At 63.2% G+C, this 17,717-nt stretch carries 14 protein-coding genes; 9 read left to right on the forward strand and 5 right to left on the reverse strand.

Going from position 1 to position 17,717, the window contains the following annotated elements:
• Positions 1-145: 145 nt before the first annotated feature.
• The 6 genes from ACSQ12_RS10050 (at position 146) to ACSQ12_RS10075 (ending at position 7,841) form a co-directional block, all read left to right on the forward strand.
• Complete coding sequence (locus ACSQ12_RS10050) at positions 146-1,447, forward strand: extracellular solute-binding protein (RefSeq protein ID WP_436065289.1); 1,302 nt, start codon at positions 146-148, stop codon at positions 1,445-1,447.
• A gap of 64 nt (positions 1,448-1,511) precedes the next feature.
• The gene (locus ACSQ12_RS10055; RefSeq protein ID WP_436066972.1) at positions 1,512-2,357 is read left to right on the forward strand and encodes a carbohydrate ABC transporter permease; all 846 of its coding nucleotides are present in this window, start codon (positions 1,512-1,514) and stop codon (positions 2,355-2,357) included.
• On the forward strand, positions 2,357-3,250 hold the full coding sequence (locus ACSQ12_RS10060) for a carbohydrate ABC transporter permease (protein ID WP_436065290.1): 894 nt from the start codon (positions 2,357-2,359) through the stop codon (positions 3,248-3,250). Before ACSQ12_RS10055 ends, ACSQ12_RS10060 begins: the two co-directional genes overlap by 1 nt.
• Positions 3,247-5,727 (forward strand): glycoside hydrolase family 3 protein, encoded by a 2,481-nt coding sequence (locus ACSQ12_RS10065; RefSeq protein WP_436065291.1) that lies wholly within the window; start codon positions 3,247-3,249, stop codon positions 5,725-5,727. Before ACSQ12_RS10060 ends, ACSQ12_RS10065 begins: the two co-directional genes overlap by 4 nt.
• Positions 5,724-7,412, forward strand: a complete 1,689-nt coding sequence (locus ACSQ12_RS10070) for a glycoside hydrolase family 43 protein (protein WP_436065292.1) — start codon at positions 5,724-5,726, stop codon at positions 7,410-7,412. The genes ACSQ12_RS10065 and ACSQ12_RS10070 overlap by 4 nt, the downstream gene beginning before the upstream one ends.
• 156 nt (positions 7,413-7,568) lie before the next feature.
• Entirely contained in the window at positions 7,569-7,841 is a 273-nt protein-coding gene (locus ACSQ12_RS10075; RefSeq protein WP_436065293.1) for a hypothetical protein, read from the forward strand.
• Positions 7,842-7,970: 129 nt separating this feature from the next.
• On the opposite strand, the gene ACSQ12_RS10080 is transcribed toward ACSQ12_RS10075, so the two are convergent.
• From ACSQ12_RS10080 to ACSQ12_RS10100, 5 genes are read right to left on the reverse strand one after another with little or no spacing between them, the layout of a single operon-like run.
• Positions 7,971-8,780 carry a hypothetical protein gene (locus ACSQ12_RS10080; RefSeq protein ID WP_436065294.1) on the reverse strand — a complete coding sequence of 270 codons (810 nt, stop codon included), beginning with the start codon at positions 8,778-8,780 and terminating at the stop codon, positions 7,971-7,973.
• Positions 8,777-9,709: a carbohydrate ABC transporter permease gene (locus tag ACSQ12_RS10085; RefSeq protein ID WP_436065295.1), complete on the reverse strand. Its 933-nt coding sequence runs from the start codon at positions 9,707-9,709 to the stop codon at positions 8,777-8,779. Before ACSQ12_RS10085 ends, ACSQ12_RS10080 begins: the two co-directional genes overlap by 4 nt.
• Entirely contained in the window at positions 9,709-10,644 is a 936-nt protein-coding gene (locus ACSQ12_RS10090) for a carbohydrate ABC transporter permease (protein WP_436065296.1), read from the reverse strand. Before ACSQ12_RS10090 ends, ACSQ12_RS10085 begins: the two co-directional genes overlap by 1 nt.
• A gap of 6 nt (positions 10,645-10,650) precedes the next feature.
• Positions 10,651-11,931, reverse strand: coding sequence for an ABC transporter substrate-binding protein (locus ACSQ12_RS10095; protein WP_436065297.1), 1,281 nt, complete (start codon positions 11,929-11,931; stop codon positions 10,651-10,653).
• Between the two features lie 52 nt (positions 11,932-11,983).
• A complete protein-coding gene (locus ACSQ12_RS10100; protein WP_436065298.1) occupies positions 11,984-13,006 on the reverse strand; it encodes a hydroxyacid dehydrogenase in 1,023 nt (340 codons plus the stop codon).
• A gap of 446 nt (positions 13,007-13,452) precedes the next feature.
• Here ACSQ12_RS10100 and ACSQ12_RS10105 point away from each other — a divergent pair, with 446 nt between their 5' ends.
• The 3 genes from ACSQ12_RS10105 to ACSQ12_RS10115 are packed head-to-tail and all read left to right on the forward strand — an operon-like array spanning position 13,453 to position 17,340.
• Positions 13,453-14,598: a LacI family DNA-binding transcriptional regulator gene (locus tag ACSQ12_RS10105; RefSeq protein WP_436065299.1), complete on the forward strand. Its 1,146-nt coding sequence runs from the start codon at positions 13,453-13,455 to the stop codon at positions 14,596-14,598.
• A complete protein-coding gene (locus ACSQ12_RS10110; protein WP_436065300.1) occupies positions 14,595-15,347 on the forward strand; it encodes a ThuA domain-containing protein in 753 nt (250 codons plus the stop codon). Before ACSQ12_RS10105 ends, ACSQ12_RS10110 begins: the two co-directional genes overlap by 4 nt.
• Before the next feature lie 58 nt (positions 15,348-15,405).
• Positions 15,406-17,340, forward strand: a complete 1,935-nt coding sequence (locus ACSQ12_RS10115; protein ID WP_436065301.1) for a DUF2264 domain-containing protein — start codon at positions 15,406-15,408, stop codon at positions 17,338-17,340.
• The last annotated feature ends 377 nt before the right edge of the window (positions 17,341-17,717 follow it).

Consider the following 17,717-nt stretch of genomic DNA (forward strand, 5'->3'; position numbering starts at 1 on the left):
TAGCTGCTGGCAACTATATCGCTGTGGCCAATGAAAAAAGTCCTTGACTCCACCCGCGGACGCACCTAATGTTTTGGCGACAAATTATCGGTCGAGTTCGAAACTTTTTCGGATGCAGGCCAATCTTCCAGAAAAGGATGAAGCAATGAAGCTTGCCCCAATAACCCGCCGCTCTGCGATCGCATTTGCTGTCGTCGGAGCGCTGAGCCTATCCGCCTGCGGAGGCGGCGGCGGTAGTGCAGAGTCCAAGACAGCTTCCGCCTGGGCCCTCACCGGCGGCGACGAGCAGACGTTCCGGGGATCATTCGACGAATGGAACCAGGCGAACCCCAGCCAGAAGATCGATCCCCAGTTTTTTGCCAACGATGCCTTCAAGGAGAAGGTCCGGTCTTCAGTTGGTTCAGGCAATGCCCCGACGCTGATCTACTCCTGGGCCGGCGGCACGCTGACCGACTATGTAAAGAACAAGAACGTGGTCGATATAGCGGATAAGACGAAGGAGCTTACGTCGCGCCTGATCCCGTCCGTTGCCGCGAACGGCGTCGTTGATGGCAAGACCTATGCCGTCCCGAACAATTCCATGCAGTCGGTTGTGCTCTGGTACAACAAGGGCCTGTTTGAAAAGGAAGGCCTGCAGCCGCCCCGGACCTGGGACGACCTCATGGGACTGGTGTCAAAATTGAATGACAAGGGCATCGCGCCGTTCGCCCTCGCCGGAGCCAGCAAGTGGCCCGAACTCATGTGGTTGGAGTACCTGGCCGACCGCATCGGCGGACCTGAAGCATTCAAGGCGGTCGTTGACGGCAAGAAAGATGCCTGGTCAGACCCGGCCTTCAAAGAATCCCTCGAAAAGATTCAGGACCTCGTCAAGGCAAATGGCTTCATGAAGGGCTACGAGTCCACCACCGCGGATGCCACCGCTGACATTGCAGCCTTCTACACAGGCAAAACCGCCATGATCCTGCAGGGGTCGTGGGTCTACCCCAACTTCAAGAACGACGCGAAGGATTTCTTTACCGCAGGGAACGTGGGCTATGTGAACTTCCCCGCGGTCAGCGGCGGCAAGGGCAACCCTGCGAACATCGTCGGGAATCCCGCGAACTTCTGGTCGGTCTCTGCCTCCTCGAGCACTGAAGCGCAGGATGCCGCCGCCAGCTACCTGAACAAAGCCGTTCTGGATGACGCCTACGTCGACCGTCTGCTGAAGGGCGGGGCCGTTCCCCCGATCAAGGGAATCGAAGACAAGATTGCCAAACTCGATGACGCCGGCTACCTCGGCTGGGTGTACAAGCGGGCAGTAGATGCCCCGAGTTTCCAGCTCTCCTGGGATCAGGCGTTGCCTGCGTCACAGGCGCAGGCACTCCTGACCAACCTTGATCAGGTCTTCTTGAACCAGATGACCCCGCAGGGGTTCGTCGACGCAATGAACGCAACACTGGGTTCGTGATCGCGTGACCGCAATAACGACAGGAACCGGCGCGGGCCGCCGCCGCGCCGGGTCGACCCTGATTATGGCCGCCCCCGCGCTCATTTTGTTCGGCGTTTTCGCCGTTATCCCCCTTCTCGGCGTCGTCTTTCTCAGCCTCACGTCCTGGGACGGCCTGGGTACGCCGACCTGGGTCGGCTTCGGTAACTGGCCCAAGGCATTCGCGGATCCACTGACCTACAACGCCCTGCGGCTGACCCTGCTGGTCATGGTGGTGAGCTGGATCGTCCAGACGCCTCTCAGCCTGCTGTTGGGCGTGTTTACGGCAGGGCACCAGAAATACCGGACGGTGCTGTCGGTGCTCTACTTCGTGCCGCTTTTGCTGTCCTCTGCGGCCATCGCGATCGCCTTCAAAGCACTGCTTGACCCCACTTTCGGACTTGGCTCCATCAAGGGCCTCGGGATCCTTGCCCAGAACTGGCTCGGGGACCCGGTCCTCGCTCTGGCCACTGTCATCTTCGTGATCGCCTGGCAGTTCGTGCCCTTCCACACGCTTCTCTTTGCCGCCGGCGTGCGACAGATCCCGGCGTCCATGTACGAGGCTTCCACACTGGATGGAGCAGGGAGATTCCAGCAGTTCTGGTACATCACCCTGCCTCAGTTGAAGCACACCCTCATCACATCAACAACGCTGATCCTGATCGGATCCCTCACTTACTTCGATCTGATCTTCGTCCTGACCCAAGGCGGTCCCGGAACTGCAACCCGCGTTCTCGCCCTCGACATGTACCTGAGAGGGTTCCGGTCGTACAACATGGGCGTCGCCAGCGTCATCGCCGTCATCCTGGCGGTGGTGGGCGTCGGGCTCGCGGTCCTGCTGAGCCGCCTCAGCGGATCCAACCGCATGACAAGCCAGAGAGAAGGTGCATAATGACTGCGCTGACTGCCGACGACACCGTAACAACAAGCCCAGCGCCAAAGGCGCAGGGACGGCGCCGGCTCGGGGGCCGGAGCACGCCGAACATCCTTGGAGCGCTGGGCGGTTTCCTGTGGCTCGCCATCATCATCGTCCCGATCTACTACGTGATCATCACCAGCCTCAAGACGCAGGCTGATATCTACGCAGATGGCCCACTGGCGCTGCCCGCCAACCCGACGCTGGAGAATTATGTTCTCGTCCTGCAGAACGACTTCGCGCGGTACTTCACCAACAGCCTCTTTGTCACAGTGGTGGCGACGGCACTCACCCTGGTTGTGTCGCTCCTCGCGGCCTACCCGATTGTGCGCAGCAGCAGCCGCTTCGCCAAGGGGACGATGTCGCTGTACCTGCTCGGCCTGGCGATTCCCCTGCAGGCCACGATCATTCCCGTGTATCTGCTGATTACGCGGCTCGGACTGTATGACACGTTGTGGGCGATCATCCTTCCCGCAGCGGCCTTCGCAGTTCCCCTCAGCGTTCTGATCATCGTGAACTTCCTCAGGGACATCCCTCAGGAACTTTTCGAATCAATGCGCATGGATGGCGCGGGGGACTGGCGGATCATGCGTTCCCTTGTCCTGCCTCTCGTCCAGCCGGCGCTGGTCACGGTGGGAATCTACAATGCCCTTGGCGTTTGGAACGGATTCCTGTTCCCGCTGATTCTTACCCAAAGCCCCCAGAACCGCGTCCTCCCGCTCTCGCTGTGGACGTTCCAGGGGCAGTTCTCAGTCAACGTGCCTGCAATCCTTGCTGCCGTTGTCCTCTCCGCGCTGCCGATGCTGGCAGCCTACATCTTCGGACGCCGCTACCTCGTGGCCGGCCTGACAGCAGGATTCGGAAAATGACGCAGGAACATGATCAGATAGACGGCCCCTGGCGCTCACCGGACACGCCCACACAACAACGTGCAGCATCCCTTCTGGCAGTTCTCACCCGGGACGAGAAGATCAGTGCCGCAACAGGGGACCTGGAACCGCTGAACAAGTACGGGATTCCCGTACTTCTTTCGCAGGACGGGCCCAACGGGTTGTCGCTGCCCGGCACAACCTCCTTCCCGTCGGGCTATTCCCTCGCGGCGACCTTCGATGAGGCCCTCGCCTGGGCCTTCGGCAAAGCCGTTGGAACCGAACTCAGGGGAAAGGCCCGTGCAGTATGGCTGGGCCCAGCCGTTGACATCACACGATCACCGTACGCCGGCCGCCAAACGGAAGCCTTCGGCGAAGATCCCGTACTCTCCGGTCGCATGGCCCGCGCCGCCATCCTGGGCGCCAAGTCCACACACACCATCCAGACGGTCAAGCACTTTGTCTCCAACAACCAGGAAACCGAACGCATCGGATACCGCCGCGGCGACGGCGACCGGACGCCGGGCGTCGATGTTCACGTCAACGAACGCGCCTTGGAAGAGATCTATATCCAGCCCTTCCGCGAAGCCATCCGCGACGGCGGCGCAGACGCCGTTCTGTGCTCCTACAACAGGCTCGACGGTGTGCAGGCGTGCGAGAACAAGCACCTTCTCGACCTCATTAAATCCGACTGGGACGGCGTGGTGACACCCGACTACCGCTGGGCGGTAAGGGATCAGGTAGCTGCGGCAGCAGCTGGCGTTGACCTGCCCCAGTTTGACCAGGGAAACGGTGGCCGTGGCCGCGACGTCTTCGATTCGACCCTCGTCACAGAGGACCGGCTGGATGACAGCGTCCGGCGAATCCTCACCATGGTCTTCAGCTCCGGCCTGTTCGACAACCCACTTCCCGCCACCCCGCGCGAGATCGTCAGCACCGTTGAACACCGCGAACTCGCCACCAGGATCGCGGCAGAGGGGTCGGTCCTGCTCAAGAATGACTCCACGCTTCCGCTCGCACCTGCGCCCGGGACAACGATTGCCGTGATCGGTCCGGCTGCCTTCGACGCCATCTACACCATCGGTGGGTCCGCCGCCGTCACAACACCGGTGGAAGAGCTGCGCACACCTCTGGATGCAATTCACGCCCGGTCCGGACCCGGCATAACGGTGCAACACGCCCAAGGCACCCGCGCTGACGCCCCCTACCCGGGCAGCATTGATGCCCGCCTGGCCCGGACAGGCGAAAACGGTCAGCAGGGATGGAGCGCCAGCTATTGGAACACCACCGAGCGCCATGGGGATCCGACAGTAACCCGGGTCGAGAAGCAGATCTTCCATGAGGGACTGCCCGAAAACATGGGGGAGGACTTTTCGGCACGCTGGACCACCACTCTCCTGCCCAATGAGACAGGGCGGCACTACTTCACCCTGCTGTTCAGTGGAAGGGCACGCCTGCTCGTCGACGGAACGGAAATCGCGTCCGGCGAACGCGAGGAAATCGTCTTTCTGGCCGGGCCGCAACTGCCCCTCTCAGGTTATGCCGACCTCTCCGCAGAGCACCCGGTCGAGGTCGTCGTCGAATACACCACCGAAGCGGCCGGCTTCCACGCCCCCTCGATCTCCCTCACCTGGCAACCCCCCAGCGCCTCGGGAGTTGCCGAAGCCGTCGACCTCGCAGCACATTCGGACGTAGCAATCGTCTTCGCCAATTTTGTGGCATCGGAAGGAATGGACAGGCACTCCCTGGCACTACCCGGAGACCAAAACGAACTGATTTCTGCAGTTGCGGCAGCGAACCCGAAAACAATCGTTGTTCTCAACACCGGTGGCGCCGTCCTGATGCCGTGGATCGATGCCGTGTCAGCCGTGGTCCAGGCTTGGTACCCCGGGCAGATGTTCGGAGATGCCACCGCCTCGGTCCTGTTCGGAGACGTCCAGGGCTTGGGCCGGCTTCCGGTCAGTTTCCCCCGGTCCGAAGACGCGGACGTGGCGGCTGGGACCCTCCCGGTATCTGAGGCGGGCGTGATCGATTACAGGGAAGGCACCCGGGTGGGGTACCGGTGGTTTGATCGGGCAGGGGTTCAGCCGCTGTTCGCGTTCGGACACGGCCTTGAATACACCTCGTTCGACTACAGCGCGCTGTCAGTGACGAGGCAGAACGAAGAAACCGAGATTCAATTCACCATCCGGAACACCGGGCCAAGGCCCGGAACCGCCACACCGCAGATCTATGTCGGGCCGGCAAGCAGCGCGGGTGTCAGCCCTGAACGTGTTCTTGCCGGTTTCGGTCGCTTCCACATGCAGCCGGGGGAAACACTCAGGGTAGTGATTGATGTGCCTGCGGACCGGTTGCGTTCCTGGTTGCCGTCCGGCGCACAAGACTTTTCTCCAGACAGGGAGTACTGGGTGGGGGAGTCCCATGAAGACATACGTTTGAGCGTTGACCTTACCAACGCCAGTAAGGGGGAAGCATGAGTGTGTCGGACGAGATCAGCACTGCAATCCGGGATGAGAACTTCACGCAAGAGGACGCCACCACGCGCATCAGCAATCCGGTGCTGCGGGGATTCAACCCGGACCCGTCGATCGTGCGCCGCGGCAACGATTACTACATCGCCACCTCGACGTTCGAATGGTTCCCTGCCGTCCAGCTCAATCATTCAACGGACCTTGCCAACTGGACGCTCGTCGGTCACGGTATCAGCGATGACCGCATCAATCTGCGAGGAGTGCCGGCGTCCGGCGGTGTCTGGGCCCCGTGTCTGAGCGTTGACCAGGCGACCGGGCGCTTCTATCTTGTCTTCTCCATCATGAAGAGCCAGGTGGCCGAAGCGTTCGACGTGGATAATTACGTCATTTGGGCAGACGACATCACCGGTCCATGGTCGCAGCCCCATTACCTGACCAGCGTAGGCTTCGATGCATCCCTCTTCCATGACGATGACGGATCGAAATGGGTAGTCACCCTGGAGTGGGAAACCCGTGAGGGGCACGAGCACCCAGGGTGGATCGTCATCCAGTCGTTCAATCCGGACAATGGCGAGGTGGGGGACCCCATCCGCATCAACCACGGAATTACGGACCGTGGAGCAGTCGAGGCTCCCCACCTGTACAAGCACAACGGGTACTACTACCTGATGACCGCTGAAGGCGGGACCGGATTTGGCCACGGCGTCTGCCTGGCCCGCTCCACCAGGATCGAAGGCCCCTACGAGTCCGATCCCGGGAGCCCGTTCATTACGAGTTGGCCGATTCCGTACTTTGGACGCAACAATCGCGCCTACCTTCGTGAGGAGTACTTCAACCCCGCGACGGCTGTGCAGAAGGCAGGGCACGGCAGCCTGGTGGACACGCCCGACGGCGATTGGTATGTGGCACATTTGTCGTCGCGAACCCTGCCGGGCACCAGACTCTCCGTTCTCGGGCGTGAGACTTCACTGCAGAACGTGAAGTGGACAGACGAAGGGTGGCTGCGGCTTGAAGCGGGAGGAAACCTCGCGCGCGAAACATACAGCGTCAAGGGGAGAGCGGCGCCAGCTTCCGGCAATGACGTCAAGACCATGTTCGATTCACGTTTGAACCGACAGTTCGCATCACTGCGCGGGCCCATGACCACGGCATGGTGCAGGACCGGAAAAGAAGGTCTCAAGCTCGTGGGGCGCGACTCGCTATTTTCGAGGTTTGATCCTTCCATCGTCGCCACCCGGCTCACTGAATTCGACGCCGACGCAGAGACCACATTTTCTTTCGACCCCTCACACTTCTCCCAAACAGCAGGTCTCGTTGTCTATTACGACAACCTGAACTTTGCCTACGCACGCCTGACATGGGATGAAGAGCGAGAGAGCCCCGTGCTCGGGGTGATACTGGCGCGGAAGGGCGAAAAAATCGAGTTTCCCCTCACCGAGAGGGCAGTCCCCTCAGAGGCAGAGAGCATTACTCTGCGGGCAGAGATTCGAAGCGGTACAGTCCAGTTCCGGTTCTCGAGACAAGAAAATCACTGGGAACCACTTGCTGGCCCCATCGATATCACCTACATGTCAGATGAAGCGGCAGGAGGATTCACAGGAACCTTCGTCGGCATCGCCGCCGCAGACGGCGTACGAAAGACCAAATCCGCGACATTCCGAAGCTTTTGCCTCACTCACCTCGACGGATAGTCCAGACAAGGCCAGGTGTGTCCGGCTGACTAAGTCAGCCGGCGCACCGGCTCGTCCCCGCCGCATACCCGACGAAAGGCAAACGGTCTGCTGTTCGGCTTTGTAGGCACAGCTTTGGATTCGCTGTCTGCAGGAGCCCAGACTAGAAAGCACCCTATGAAAATGACCAGCACCATCCCGGCGAACCAGCCGGACTCCCGGCAGGTGCAAGGCGAGACCGACCGCCTCCCCGGAATGATCGAAGTAAACGTAATCAGAGCCCAGGACCTCGATCAGGCGCTGGAAGACGCCATCGCCATCGTCACCAAAACAGCGACAAACCACTCGATTGGCGTCCTGGTTACCAGAACAGGTCCAGGTAGCTACGTCGTCCGGGCGCATCCGGCCGTACCCTACGGCCTAATCCGACAACAAAACAGCTCCAGGTAGGAGTGCCTCGACTGCCCGGCAAGCTCTCGATCTTTGGACTCTTTGCGGTTTATGATCACCTCGATCTGAAGGGACTGTGGGTTCAACCTGATCCTTTGTCTTACGCGACGTTGGCTATCAAATTCGTGCCTACTGTTGAAGGGGTTTTGAGGCCTGCTTCTGCTCAAGCAGGGGACTGGGGCACCGAATCTCTGTCGTGAGCTTCTGGTGTTTCCAGCTAGCGGGGTGGAGAGCTCCGTGGAAGGCGTATGCCGAATTACTCCAGACAACAAACAGCAGCGGTGCTGGTGCCAGGGCGACACCCAGCACCGGTTGCAGCAGCGCGGCAGAGGCGATGATGCCCAGCAGGACCAGTGCGGCAAGGCTCAGGTACCAGCGCTGCACGCACAGGTAGAGGGCTGCCTTGAGCAGTGCCTTGAGTCCCGTTTCAGGAAAGAGCACGACGCCGGCACTCGCCGTCACGGTGACGGCCACGGTGACGGCGGCGGCCACCACGATGATGGGAACCAGCACGGCCGCTGCCGGCATGGACAGGGTGATCGACAGGTCCACGCCAAGGAACAGCAGTACCGCCACGGCGGCCAGCCCCAGCGGGGCGGCCCGCCGGAAACCGCCGACGTAGCCCCTGAGGAACGATGCAACCGGCTTAACCGCGGCGCCGTCGTCGTTCAATGCCTGGAAGGAAGCAAACAGGCCCGCGAGCGATGGCGGAACGGTCACCGAAAGCGTAAGGAAGAACGGCCAGGCGGCAACCGGGTCCGCCACCAGGGCGAGGCACAGCACCAGCGGGGCGTTCGCCAGGGCCAGCAGCACGTTCCCGGCCAGGAAGGTGTAGATGAAACCGAAGATGCTGCCGAAAGTTTCAAACCCTGCGCCATGGATACGTCCGGCACGCCGCCTCGGCTTCGTGCCTCTCGGCTCCTCCTGGACGGTATTCATCCCTTCATGCCGCTGGTGGCGAGGCCCTGGATGAAGTACCGCTGGCCGAGAAGGAAGATCGCCAGGATGGGGATGACCGAGATCACGGAGCCGGTCATGATCATGGCGTACTCGGCGTCGAACTGGCCCACGAAGGACTTTAGACCCAGCTGGACGGTCCAGAGCCGGTTGGACGTGAGGTAGATGAATGGTCCCATGTAGTCGTTCCAGACGTTCACGAACGTCAGCAGCGCCAGGCTGGCCAGTGCCGGTTTGGACAGCGGCAGGATCACCCGGGCCCAGATCCCGTACTCACTCAGGCCATCGATCCGGGCGGCCTCGCAGAGCTCATCCGGAATGGTCATGTAGTACTGCCGCATCAGGAACACGCCGAACGCGCCGAAGGCCTGCAGCAGGATCAGGGCGTTGAAGCTGTTGGTCAGGCCCAGGTTCTGCATCATGATGTACTGCGGCACCATGTAGGCCTGCCACGGCACGGCAATGGTGCCGATGTACGCGAGGAACAGCACGTCCCGGCCTGGGAAGCGCACCTTGGAAAAGCCGTAGGCGGCCAGTGAACCGGTGAGGACCTGCAGGAAGGTGATGATCACCGCGAGGTACAGCGAGTTCTGCAAATACCCCAGCATGGGGATCCGGGTCCAGATGTCCGTGTAGTTGCTCCAGACGAATTCACTCGGAATCCATTGGATGGGCACTGTGAGGACCTGGTTGTTCTCCTTCAGCGAGGAGGACACCATCCAGATGAACGGCACCATCAGCGCCGCCACCAACACCACCAGCACGCCGTAAATGACGAGGTCTGCGGTGCGCTTCTTCTGCGCACGCGGTGAGCGTCTCTCCTGCGTTCGACGGCGGTCTTCCGGGGTGGGTGCCAGGCCCGCCCCGGCGTAGGGTGCCTCGGCCTTGAGGTCTTCGGCCATGTTGGTCATCAGCGTTCCCTCCGCTGTTGGATCTTGAACTGCAGGACGGTGACCGTCAGGACGATGACGAACAGCACCAAGGAGATGGCGGACGAATAGCCGAACTTTCCCTCGACGATGCCCGACTGGTAAATGAGCTGGGACAGGACCGTGGTGGAGCGTCCCGGCCCGCCATTGGTCATGACCACGATCAGGTCGAACACTTTGAAGCTGGAAATTGTCAGCATGACCACCACAAAGAAGGTGGTGGGGCGCAGGGACGGGATGGTGACGTTCCAGAAGCGCTGCCACGCACTGGCACCGTCCACCTCCGCGGCCTCGTAGAGCTCGTTGGGGATGGCCTGCAGGCCGGCCAGGTAGAGGATCATGTAGTAGCCCATGTCACGCCAGACGCTGGTGATGATGACGGCAGGCATTGCCCAGTCCGAGCTCGAGGTCCAGCCGGGTGCCTCGGCGATGCCGATCGCGTTGAGGAACTGGTTGATGGGGCCGCTGTCCGGGCTGAACAGCATGTTCCAGACCACGGCCACGGCCACCAGCGAGGTGATGTACGGGAAGAAGATGGCAACCCGGAAGAAGCCGATGCCCTTGAGCTTGCGGTTCAGCAGCATGGCCAGGAGCAGCGCTAGGGCCATGGTGAGGGGTACGTGCCCCAGGGCGTAGGCCACGGTATTGCGCAGCGCCACCCAGAAGGTATCGCTCTGGAACAAACGCTGGAAGTTCTCCAGCCCGATCCAGCGCGGAGCCGTGAAGGAGCTCGACTCCATGAAGGAGAGGGCAAAGGCGGCCATGACCGGAATCAGGGTGAACGCCAGGAACCCCAGGAAGTTCGGAAGGATGAACGTCCAGCCCACCAGGGTGTTGCGCCGCGCCTGCTTCCGGTTGCCCCGGCTCTGGGCAGGTGCCGGAGCCGGGGCAACGGAAGGAAGTGTCTCAGTAGTCATGGCCGCCTACTCGCCGAGGACTTCGCTTTTGACACGCTTGCCCATCTCGGCGATGCCGTCAGCCACAGATCGTTCGCCCACCATGATCAGGTCGTGCTCCTGGGTCAGGATGGTGTCTGTGGCAGCGGACTTGTCGCTGACCGGCATTTCAAGGGCATTCTCGTCCGGGGTGAATGTCTTCCTGGACAGTTCGTCCGTGGGCAGGCCCTCGAGCTGGAAGTAGGTGTCCGTCACCTCGTCGTTCTTGAACGCCGGAACCACTCCGACCTTGGAGATGGCCTTGGCACCTTCCTCACCGGCGGCCCATTCGATGAACTTTTTGGCTTCCTCGGAATGCGCGGCATTCTTGTTGACAGCAAACGCAGTGGGGGAGCCGAAGGTGGTCACCTTACCGTTGGATTCCTTCTGGGGCAGGGGTGCCAGTCCCCAATCGACATTGGTTTTGCCGTCCTTCTTGGCCTGAAGGACGCCGGCGATGTACCAGCTTCCCATCGGCATCATGGCGGCCTGGCCGGTTTCGAACATCGTCCGGTAGCTGGTCTTCTGGCTCTTTGCCGTTCCATAATCCAGGGTGGCGCCGCTCTTCTGCAGTTCCAGGGCGGTGTTGTACTGGTCTTCGAAGAAGCTGTACTCGCCGCTGATCTGGTCACCGCCGTTCTGGGCCGCTGAGAGGGACTGCGCCAGGGAACGCCAGATGTGGTGGTAGGTGCCGTAGACCTTCTTGCCGTTGGTTTCGGTAGTGAGCTTCTGGGCCAGGGCTGTGTACTCGTCCCAGGTCAGGTCCTTGGGCTCTTCGACGCCGGCGGCCTTGAACAGATCCTTGTTGTAGTAGAGCAGCCAGAAGTCCTGCCGGTACGGTGCCGCGAAGTATTTCCCGTCAACGGCATAGGCATCGGCGCCGGCAAGATTCTCCTTGCCGATGGCGTCCACCACGCCGTTGACTTCCTGGAGTTGGCCGTTGTTGGCGTAGCGGGCGTAGTCGATGAGGTTCTTCATGGTCAGGACGTCGGTGTTGTCGCCGCCCGCGAGCATTGTCACGACTTTCTGCCCGTAATCCTCGGCGAGGATATCCACAGGCTCAATGTCAATGTCCGGGTTGGCTGCCTCGTAGCCATCGAACAGGGCCTTGAACTCTGGAGTTCCTTCGTAATTCCACACGGATACTTTCAGGCGGGTTTTGCCGTCCTGGCTTTGGGGTTCCGCGGGACCGGCGGCGCCGGCACAGCCGGTCAGCCCGAGTCCTGCTGTCACTGCCAGGGCGATGGCGGCGAGCGTTGTGCGCTTCATTGCGTTCTCCTTAAATTCGGTTTGATGTGACCGCGCTTGCGGCGTGAGGTTTTCAGGCGCTGAGGGAGAGGTCGTCCGAGACCACTTGCGCCAGGAGTTTCCGTCCGGTCAGGTACCGTTCGAGATCGTTCAGGGCTGCGTCAGACATCCTGCGGGTTTCTGTTCCAAGCGAACCGGCAATATGCGGCGTGAGCACCACGTTCGGAAGGTCGTAGAGCACCGACGTTGCCGGCAGCGGTTCGGGTTCCGTGACGTCCAAAAGCGCGTTGATACGCCCGTTGGCACATTCGGCTTCCAGCGCGCCGGTGTCCACGAGTGAACCGCGGGCAGTGTTGATCAGGGTGGCGTGGTCCTTCATTGCCCGCAGTTCGGGTGCCCCGATCAGGTGCCGCGTCTCGGGCAGCGCCGGCGCGTGGACCGTGACCACGTCCGAAGCCGGGAGCAGCTCCGCAAGGGGAACCAGGTGCCCGCCGGCTGCTGCCACGGCCGAGGCATCAGCGTAGGGATCGCTGACCAGGCAGGTGACGTCCTGCAATTGCTGGACCAGCTGGACCACCCTGCGCCCAATGCGGGAAAAGCCGATGACCCCGATCGTCCTTCCGATGTTGCCCAGCTCGCCGCGGCTGGTGGTGTAACTCCAGTCCTCGCGGAACGTCCTGGCGTCGTTGGAGAGAACATGGGCTTTCTTGCCCGCCAGCACGATGGAGGCGAAGGTGAACTCGGCTACCGGTATGGCGTTCGCGTCCGCGCCGTTGGTCACCAGGATGCCCCGGTCCCACATTTCCTGGCTGACAAAGCTCCGCACCGTACCGGCGCAGTGGAACACGGCGCGCAGCTTCGGCATGAGCGCCAGCGCGTCGGCATCCAGGCGGGGAACGCCCCAGCTGGTCAGGAGGATTTCCACCCCTGCCAGCCGCTCCGCGAGCTCGGGGTGTTCAACGACATCGAGCGAATCGGTCCAGGGCTCCCGGCCCAGGTCCACGAGGCCAGTAAGGCGCTCCAGCCGCGTTGAATCGAATTGATCCGCAAACGTTCCACGGTTCATGACCAGCAACGCCTTGAGTTTGGATGGCACGGGTGACCTCCTTTCCTGTTTCTGGTGTTGCCCTTGCCGGGCTGGTTACGTCTTGCATCACATCTAATAATCAGTAGATACTCGTAGACAATGCAGTTCATCCACATTGATCACAACCGGTCTAACTCGGTCTGATATGAACAAAAGGCGCATCGACTCATGAACTCCCTCTCCATCACTGGCCGTTCCATGCTCAGCAAAGCCATGCCATTGGCTTACGCATGTGGGGCTGGTGCCTCAGCGCCCCGTCCCGTGCAGTTGCTGGCCAAAAGCAGGTCGAGCGTTCTGGTTCCTGCTGGAAAGACCCAGCTCGGGAATTCGGGTCATGAGGAACCCCTCCTCGCCGGGGTAGGGGACGAAAAGCTGGCCCGGTTGCGGCTCCGCCTGCCGATGACGGAAAAGTCCCGCGCCTCCTGCGCAATCGCCCCCACCCCCGAGGCCACGCCATGAGCCCGGAACAACCCGCCGAACCGGCGGGGAAGTCCCTGTTCTCGCTGCAGCGCCGGGAACGGCTGATGGAGGAACTCCGCGCCCACGGAGCAATCACCGTCCGCGGCATTGCGGCCAAACTGGGTGTCAGCGAGTTGACCATCCGCCGGGACGTCAACATTCTTGCGGATGAAGGGCTGGTGTCTCGGGTGCACGGCGGCGCCACCCTGCCCAGCAAGTTGGACCGTTCGGCTGCGGGCCGGCTGGCGCACCACAGCTACGCCATCGGTATGGTTGTGCCCTCGCTGGAGTATTACTGGCCGCAGGTCATCAGCGGAGCGCGGGCGGAAGCCGAAGAGCAGAACCTGCGGATCCTGGTCCGGGGGTCCGCCTACGATGCCGCGGATAACCGCCGCCAGGTGCAGGCCCTGCTGGACACGCAGAACATCGACGGGCTGATCGTGGCGCCGGACCTGACCGGGGACCAAGGCCAGGAGCTGCTGCGTTGGCTCAACGCCCTGCCCATCCCCGTGGTGCTCGCCGAGCGGCGCTCACCGATCGAGATTCCCGCCCACCGGCTGGAGTGGGTGGCCACGGACCATGCCTTCGGCGCCGGGATGGCCGTCCGGCACCTGTGGCAGGAGGGGCACCGAAGGATCGGCTGCCTCACGGATTCCTCCAGCCCCACCAGCCCGCACGTGGTGCGCGGCTGGCGCCAGGCGTTGTCCACCCTGAAGATTCCCGAGGGAGGCTCCGTGCACGACGATTCTGCAAAGCCCGGCGGGGACCGGGCCGGCCACTTCGACCATGTCCTGGAGCTCTGCCGAAACACCGGGACCACCGCCATGCTGGTCCACTCGGACACACAGGCCGTGGCGTTCGTGCAGCACTGCGTGGACAAGGGGCTGCAGGTGCCCGGGGACATCGCCGTTGTGGGGTACGACGACGAAGTGGCCTACCTTGCGGAGCCAGCGATCTCCGCGGTGCGGCCACCCAAGCAGTACGTGGGCAAGGTGGCCGTGCAGCTCATGGCGGCACGGCTGGCGGAAGGCCGCATGCGGCCCGTGCACCGGGTCGAGCTCAACCCGGAACTGATCCTGCGTGAATCCTCGGTGGGAGCCCCGCAGTCCCCGGCGGCCGGCATGCCGCAGGTCCCGCAGTGACCGCCCCGCCCGCTGGCCGGGACGCTGCCGGCGCGCCTGCCGGCCGGGATGCGGCAGCAGCACCGAAGGCCCTGCTGCTCAGCGGCGTGGGCCGTTACGCGGATCCGTGGCATCCGTTCGCCGAGACGTCTGCCGCCCTGGCCGGCCTGCTGCGGGAGGCGGGGTTCGACGTCGTAATTCCCGCTGACGTGGACAGCACGCTTGAGGAGCTGGCCGGGACCGCGGACACTCACCTGCCGGACCTGCTGGTGGTCAACATTGGGCTGCCCCGCGACGGGCGTCCGTCTCCCGGAACTCCTGCTGCCGCCGCCGGGCTGGCGCGCTGGCTTGGCTCGGGACGCCCCATGCTGGTGAGCCACTCCAGCTCCACCAGCTTCGTGGACTTCCCGGAATGGGAAGGCGGCCTCGGGGGACGCTGGGTCCGCGGAACGTCCATGCACCCCGACTACGGACCGGCCGCCGTCCGGATCCGGCCCGAGTCCGGCCCCCTGGTTGCGGAAATGCAGGACTTTACGCTGCCCGATGAGCGCTACAGCTGGCTGCGCACCGCCCCCGGCATCACCGTTCACGCCACCCATACGCATGAAGGCACTGAGCACCCGCTCATGTGGTCTTTGCTCCGCCAGTCACCCGACGGGCACCCGGCCGGGCGCACGTTTTACGACGCCCTGGGCCACGACGCCGCCTCCTATGACTCCCCGGAACACCGGGAACTGCTGCGGCGTGCCATGTCCTGGCTGACCCGCTGACCCGCTGACCTGCCTGACCCGCTTGACCTGCCCACGCCACCTGACCCCTGGGGAATCCATGCCCGCCACAGCTCCTCCCGTTTCCTTGACCCTGCCCCCGCTGGACCGGCAGCTCTCGCCGTTCACCGGCCTGACCCGCGAGCACTGGTGCGCCTACGCGGACTACCTGCTGCGCTCGGCACACCGGCATGCCACTGACGACCACGCCAATCTCCACCTTCCCGGCGCCAGCAGTGCCAACGGCCCGCGCAGCGACTCACTCGAAGCGTTCGCACGGACATTCCTGCTGGCCTCCTTCCGGATGGCGGGGGACCCGGAAGGCACTGGCTGGATCGCTGACTGGTATGCCCGGGGGCTGGACGCCGGCACCAATCCGGCCAACCCGGACCGCTGGCCCACACCGGGGGAGCTCGGCCAGGCGAAAGTTGAGGCGGCCTCGCTGGCTGTTGGCCTGGGCCTGACGCGGGAGCTGCTGTGGGACAAGCTGCCGCAGCGGGTCCAGGAGCAGCTCATCGCGTGGTTCGAGACAGTGATCGGGGAGGAATACCCGCCCATCAACTGGGTGTGGTTCCAGATCGTCGTCGAGACTTTCCTGGCCTCGGTGGGCGGCCGGTACTCGGACCAGGACATCGACGCCGGCCTGGCCATCCACGACTCCCTGTACCGGAGCCACGGCTGGTTTGCCGATGGGCCCGAGCGTGCCTATGACCACTACGTTGGCTGGGCCTTCCAGGTGTACCCGCAGCTGTGGGAGCTGATGGCGCCCGGGGATCCGCGGGTCAAGGCCCGGGCAAAGCTTGACGGCGACAGGCTGGCCGATTTCCTCGACGACGCCGTCCACCTGGTGGGGGCCAACGGCGCCCCGCTGATCCAGGGCCGCAGCCTGATCTACCGGTTCGCCGCGGCCGCGCCGTTCTGGACCGGTGAGCTCTCCGGCCACACGCGGCTCAGCCCGGGTGTCACCCGGCGGGCGGCGTCGGGAATCCTGGACTACTTCATCCGGCAAGGTGCCATGACCCATGACGGGCTGCTCTCCATCGGCTGGCATGGCGAGTTCCCCGGGATGAAGCAGTCCTACTCCGGGGCCGGGTCGCCGTACTGGGCGGCCAAGGGCATGCTGGGCCTTGCGCTGCCGGCGGACCACCGAGTCTGGACAGCCGTCGAGGAACCGCTGCCCGTGGAAGCCGGCGACACCCGGCGGCTCATCGCGGTTCCCGGCTGGCAGGTGGACGGGACGGTGGCCGACGGCATGGTGCGGATCCGGAACCACGGCACGGACCACGCCAACGCCGGTGTGAAGGTGGCGGATTCGCCGCTCTATGCGCGGCTTGGCTACTCCACGCACACGTTTCCGGACCTTGAGCCGGAGTCCCTGGACAACGCCGTCGTCCTGGTGGACAGTGCAGGGCACATCACCCACAGGACTGGCTTTGAGTACCTCGGGCAGCAGGACCTGGGCGGGGTGCTGGCGGGCGCCTCGCGGAGTACCGTCAACTGGATTGCCGTGGATCCGGACGCCGGACCGGACCACGGCAGCGGCGCCAGCGGCACAGCGACGGCGGGCCCGGAGGTGACGGTAGTGTCGCTGACCCGCGGGGCCGTGGAACTGCGGCTGTGCCGGGTCCGGGGCACGGATCCGGCACAGGAAGCGAAGCTCCGGATCGGCGGCTGGCCGGTGGATGCGTCGTCCGGCATGGCCAGCGCGGTGCGCCCCGTGCCCGGCTTTGGAACGCGCCTTGGCGACGCCGGAACCTGGCACCGGGACGCGCCGCACCCCATGGGGGAGAGCCTTGCCATCCCCTGGATCGGCACCTCAGGTGCGGCAAACGACGGCGACTATGCCGCCGTCGTCATCCTCGCAGGGGAGGGAAGTGCGGATGGTGCTGCGGGTGTCCGGTTCGTCGATTCTGATAGTGACATAGGCGCACGGTTTGAGTTTCCAGACGGCATTACCGCAAATGTGGCCGCGGTACTGGAGGTTTTATCCAGGTAGCGCGCCCGCGGTGGCACAAGCGATTTTCGTGGCACGGCTTAGTTCCGGGGTTGACGCCGCGGCGTGTTTGCTGATCGGGGGCCCGCCATGACCTGCCGGGGAACCTTGTTCACAGTGGGAGACTGCCGATGGATCGCGAAGGTGCCTGGCACTAGAAGATCGTCCATATAGTTGAGATGTTCTGCCATGGGAAGCTGGGTCGGCAGTGAATAGCCTTTAGAGGTGACTGATATCAATGAATCCGTGAGCCGGATTTCCCTGCCGGATGTTCCGCCCGATCAGCAAGTGATGATGGATTCAGGAGGCGTTGCCTGCTGGAGTGAGCCTGTTCTCATCGATACCTATGCCCCGGGAGAGCCCGATCGGTATCCTCTGTA

Source organism: Arthrobacter sp. LjRoot14 (genome assembly GCF_964253905.1).
In the GTDB taxonomy this organism is placed as follows: domain Bacteria; phylum Actinomycetota; class Actinomycetes; order Actinomycetales; family Micrococcaceae; genus Arthrobacter.

Excerpts from the sequence above, each read along its gene's own strand:
- ACSQ12_RS10080 (WP_436065294.1), bottom strand. The coding sequence starts at position 8,780 with ATGAATACCGTCCAGGAGGAGCCGAGAGGCACGAAGCCGAGGCGGCGT.
- ACSQ12_RS10095 (WP_436065297.1), bottom strand. The coding sequence starts at position 11,931 with ATGAAGCGCACAACGCTCGCCGCCATCGCCCTGGCAGTGACAGCAGGA.
- ACSQ12_RS10105 (WP_436065299.1), top strand. The coding sequence starts at position 13,453 with ATGAGCCCGGAACAACCCGCCGAACCGGCGGGGAAGTCCCTGTTCTCG.
- ACSQ12_RS10115 (WP_436065301.1), top strand. The coding sequence starts at position 15,406 with ATGCCCGCCACAGCTCCTCCCGTTTCCTTGACCCTGCCCCCGCTGGAC.
- ACSQ12_RS10065 (WP_436065291.1), top strand. The coding sequence starts at position 3,247 with ATGACGCAGGAACATGATCAGATAGACGGCCCCTGGCGCTCACCGGAC.
- ACSQ12_RS10060 (WP_436065290.1), top strand. The coding sequence starts at position 2,357 with ATGACTGCGCTGACTGCCGACGACACCGTAACAACAAGCCCAGCGCCA.
- ACSQ12_RS10090 (WP_436065296.1), bottom strand. The coding sequence starts at position 10,644 with ATGACTACTGAGACACTTCCTTCCGTTGCCCCGGCTCCGGCACCTGCC.
- ACSQ12_RS10055 (WP_436066972.1), top strand. The coding sequence starts at position 1,512 with ATGGCCGCCCCCGCGCTCATTTTGTTCGGCGTTTTCGCCGTTATCCCC.
- ACSQ12_RS10070 (WP_436065292.1), top strand. The coding sequence starts at position 5,724 with ATGAGTGTGTCGGACGAGATCAGCACTGCAATCCGGGATGAGAACTTC.
- ACSQ12_RS10050 (WP_436065289.1), top strand. The coding sequence starts at position 146 with ATGAAGCTTGCCCCAATAACCCGCCGCTCTGCGATCGCATTTGCTGTC.
- ACSQ12_RS10075 (WP_436065293.1), top strand. The coding sequence starts at position 7,569 with ATGAAAATGACCAGCACCATCCCGGCGAACCAGCCGGACTCCCGGCAG.
- ACSQ12_RS10085 (WP_436065295.1), bottom strand. The coding sequence starts at position 9,709 with ATGACCAACATGGCCGAAGACCTCAAGGCCGAGGCACCCTACGCCGGG.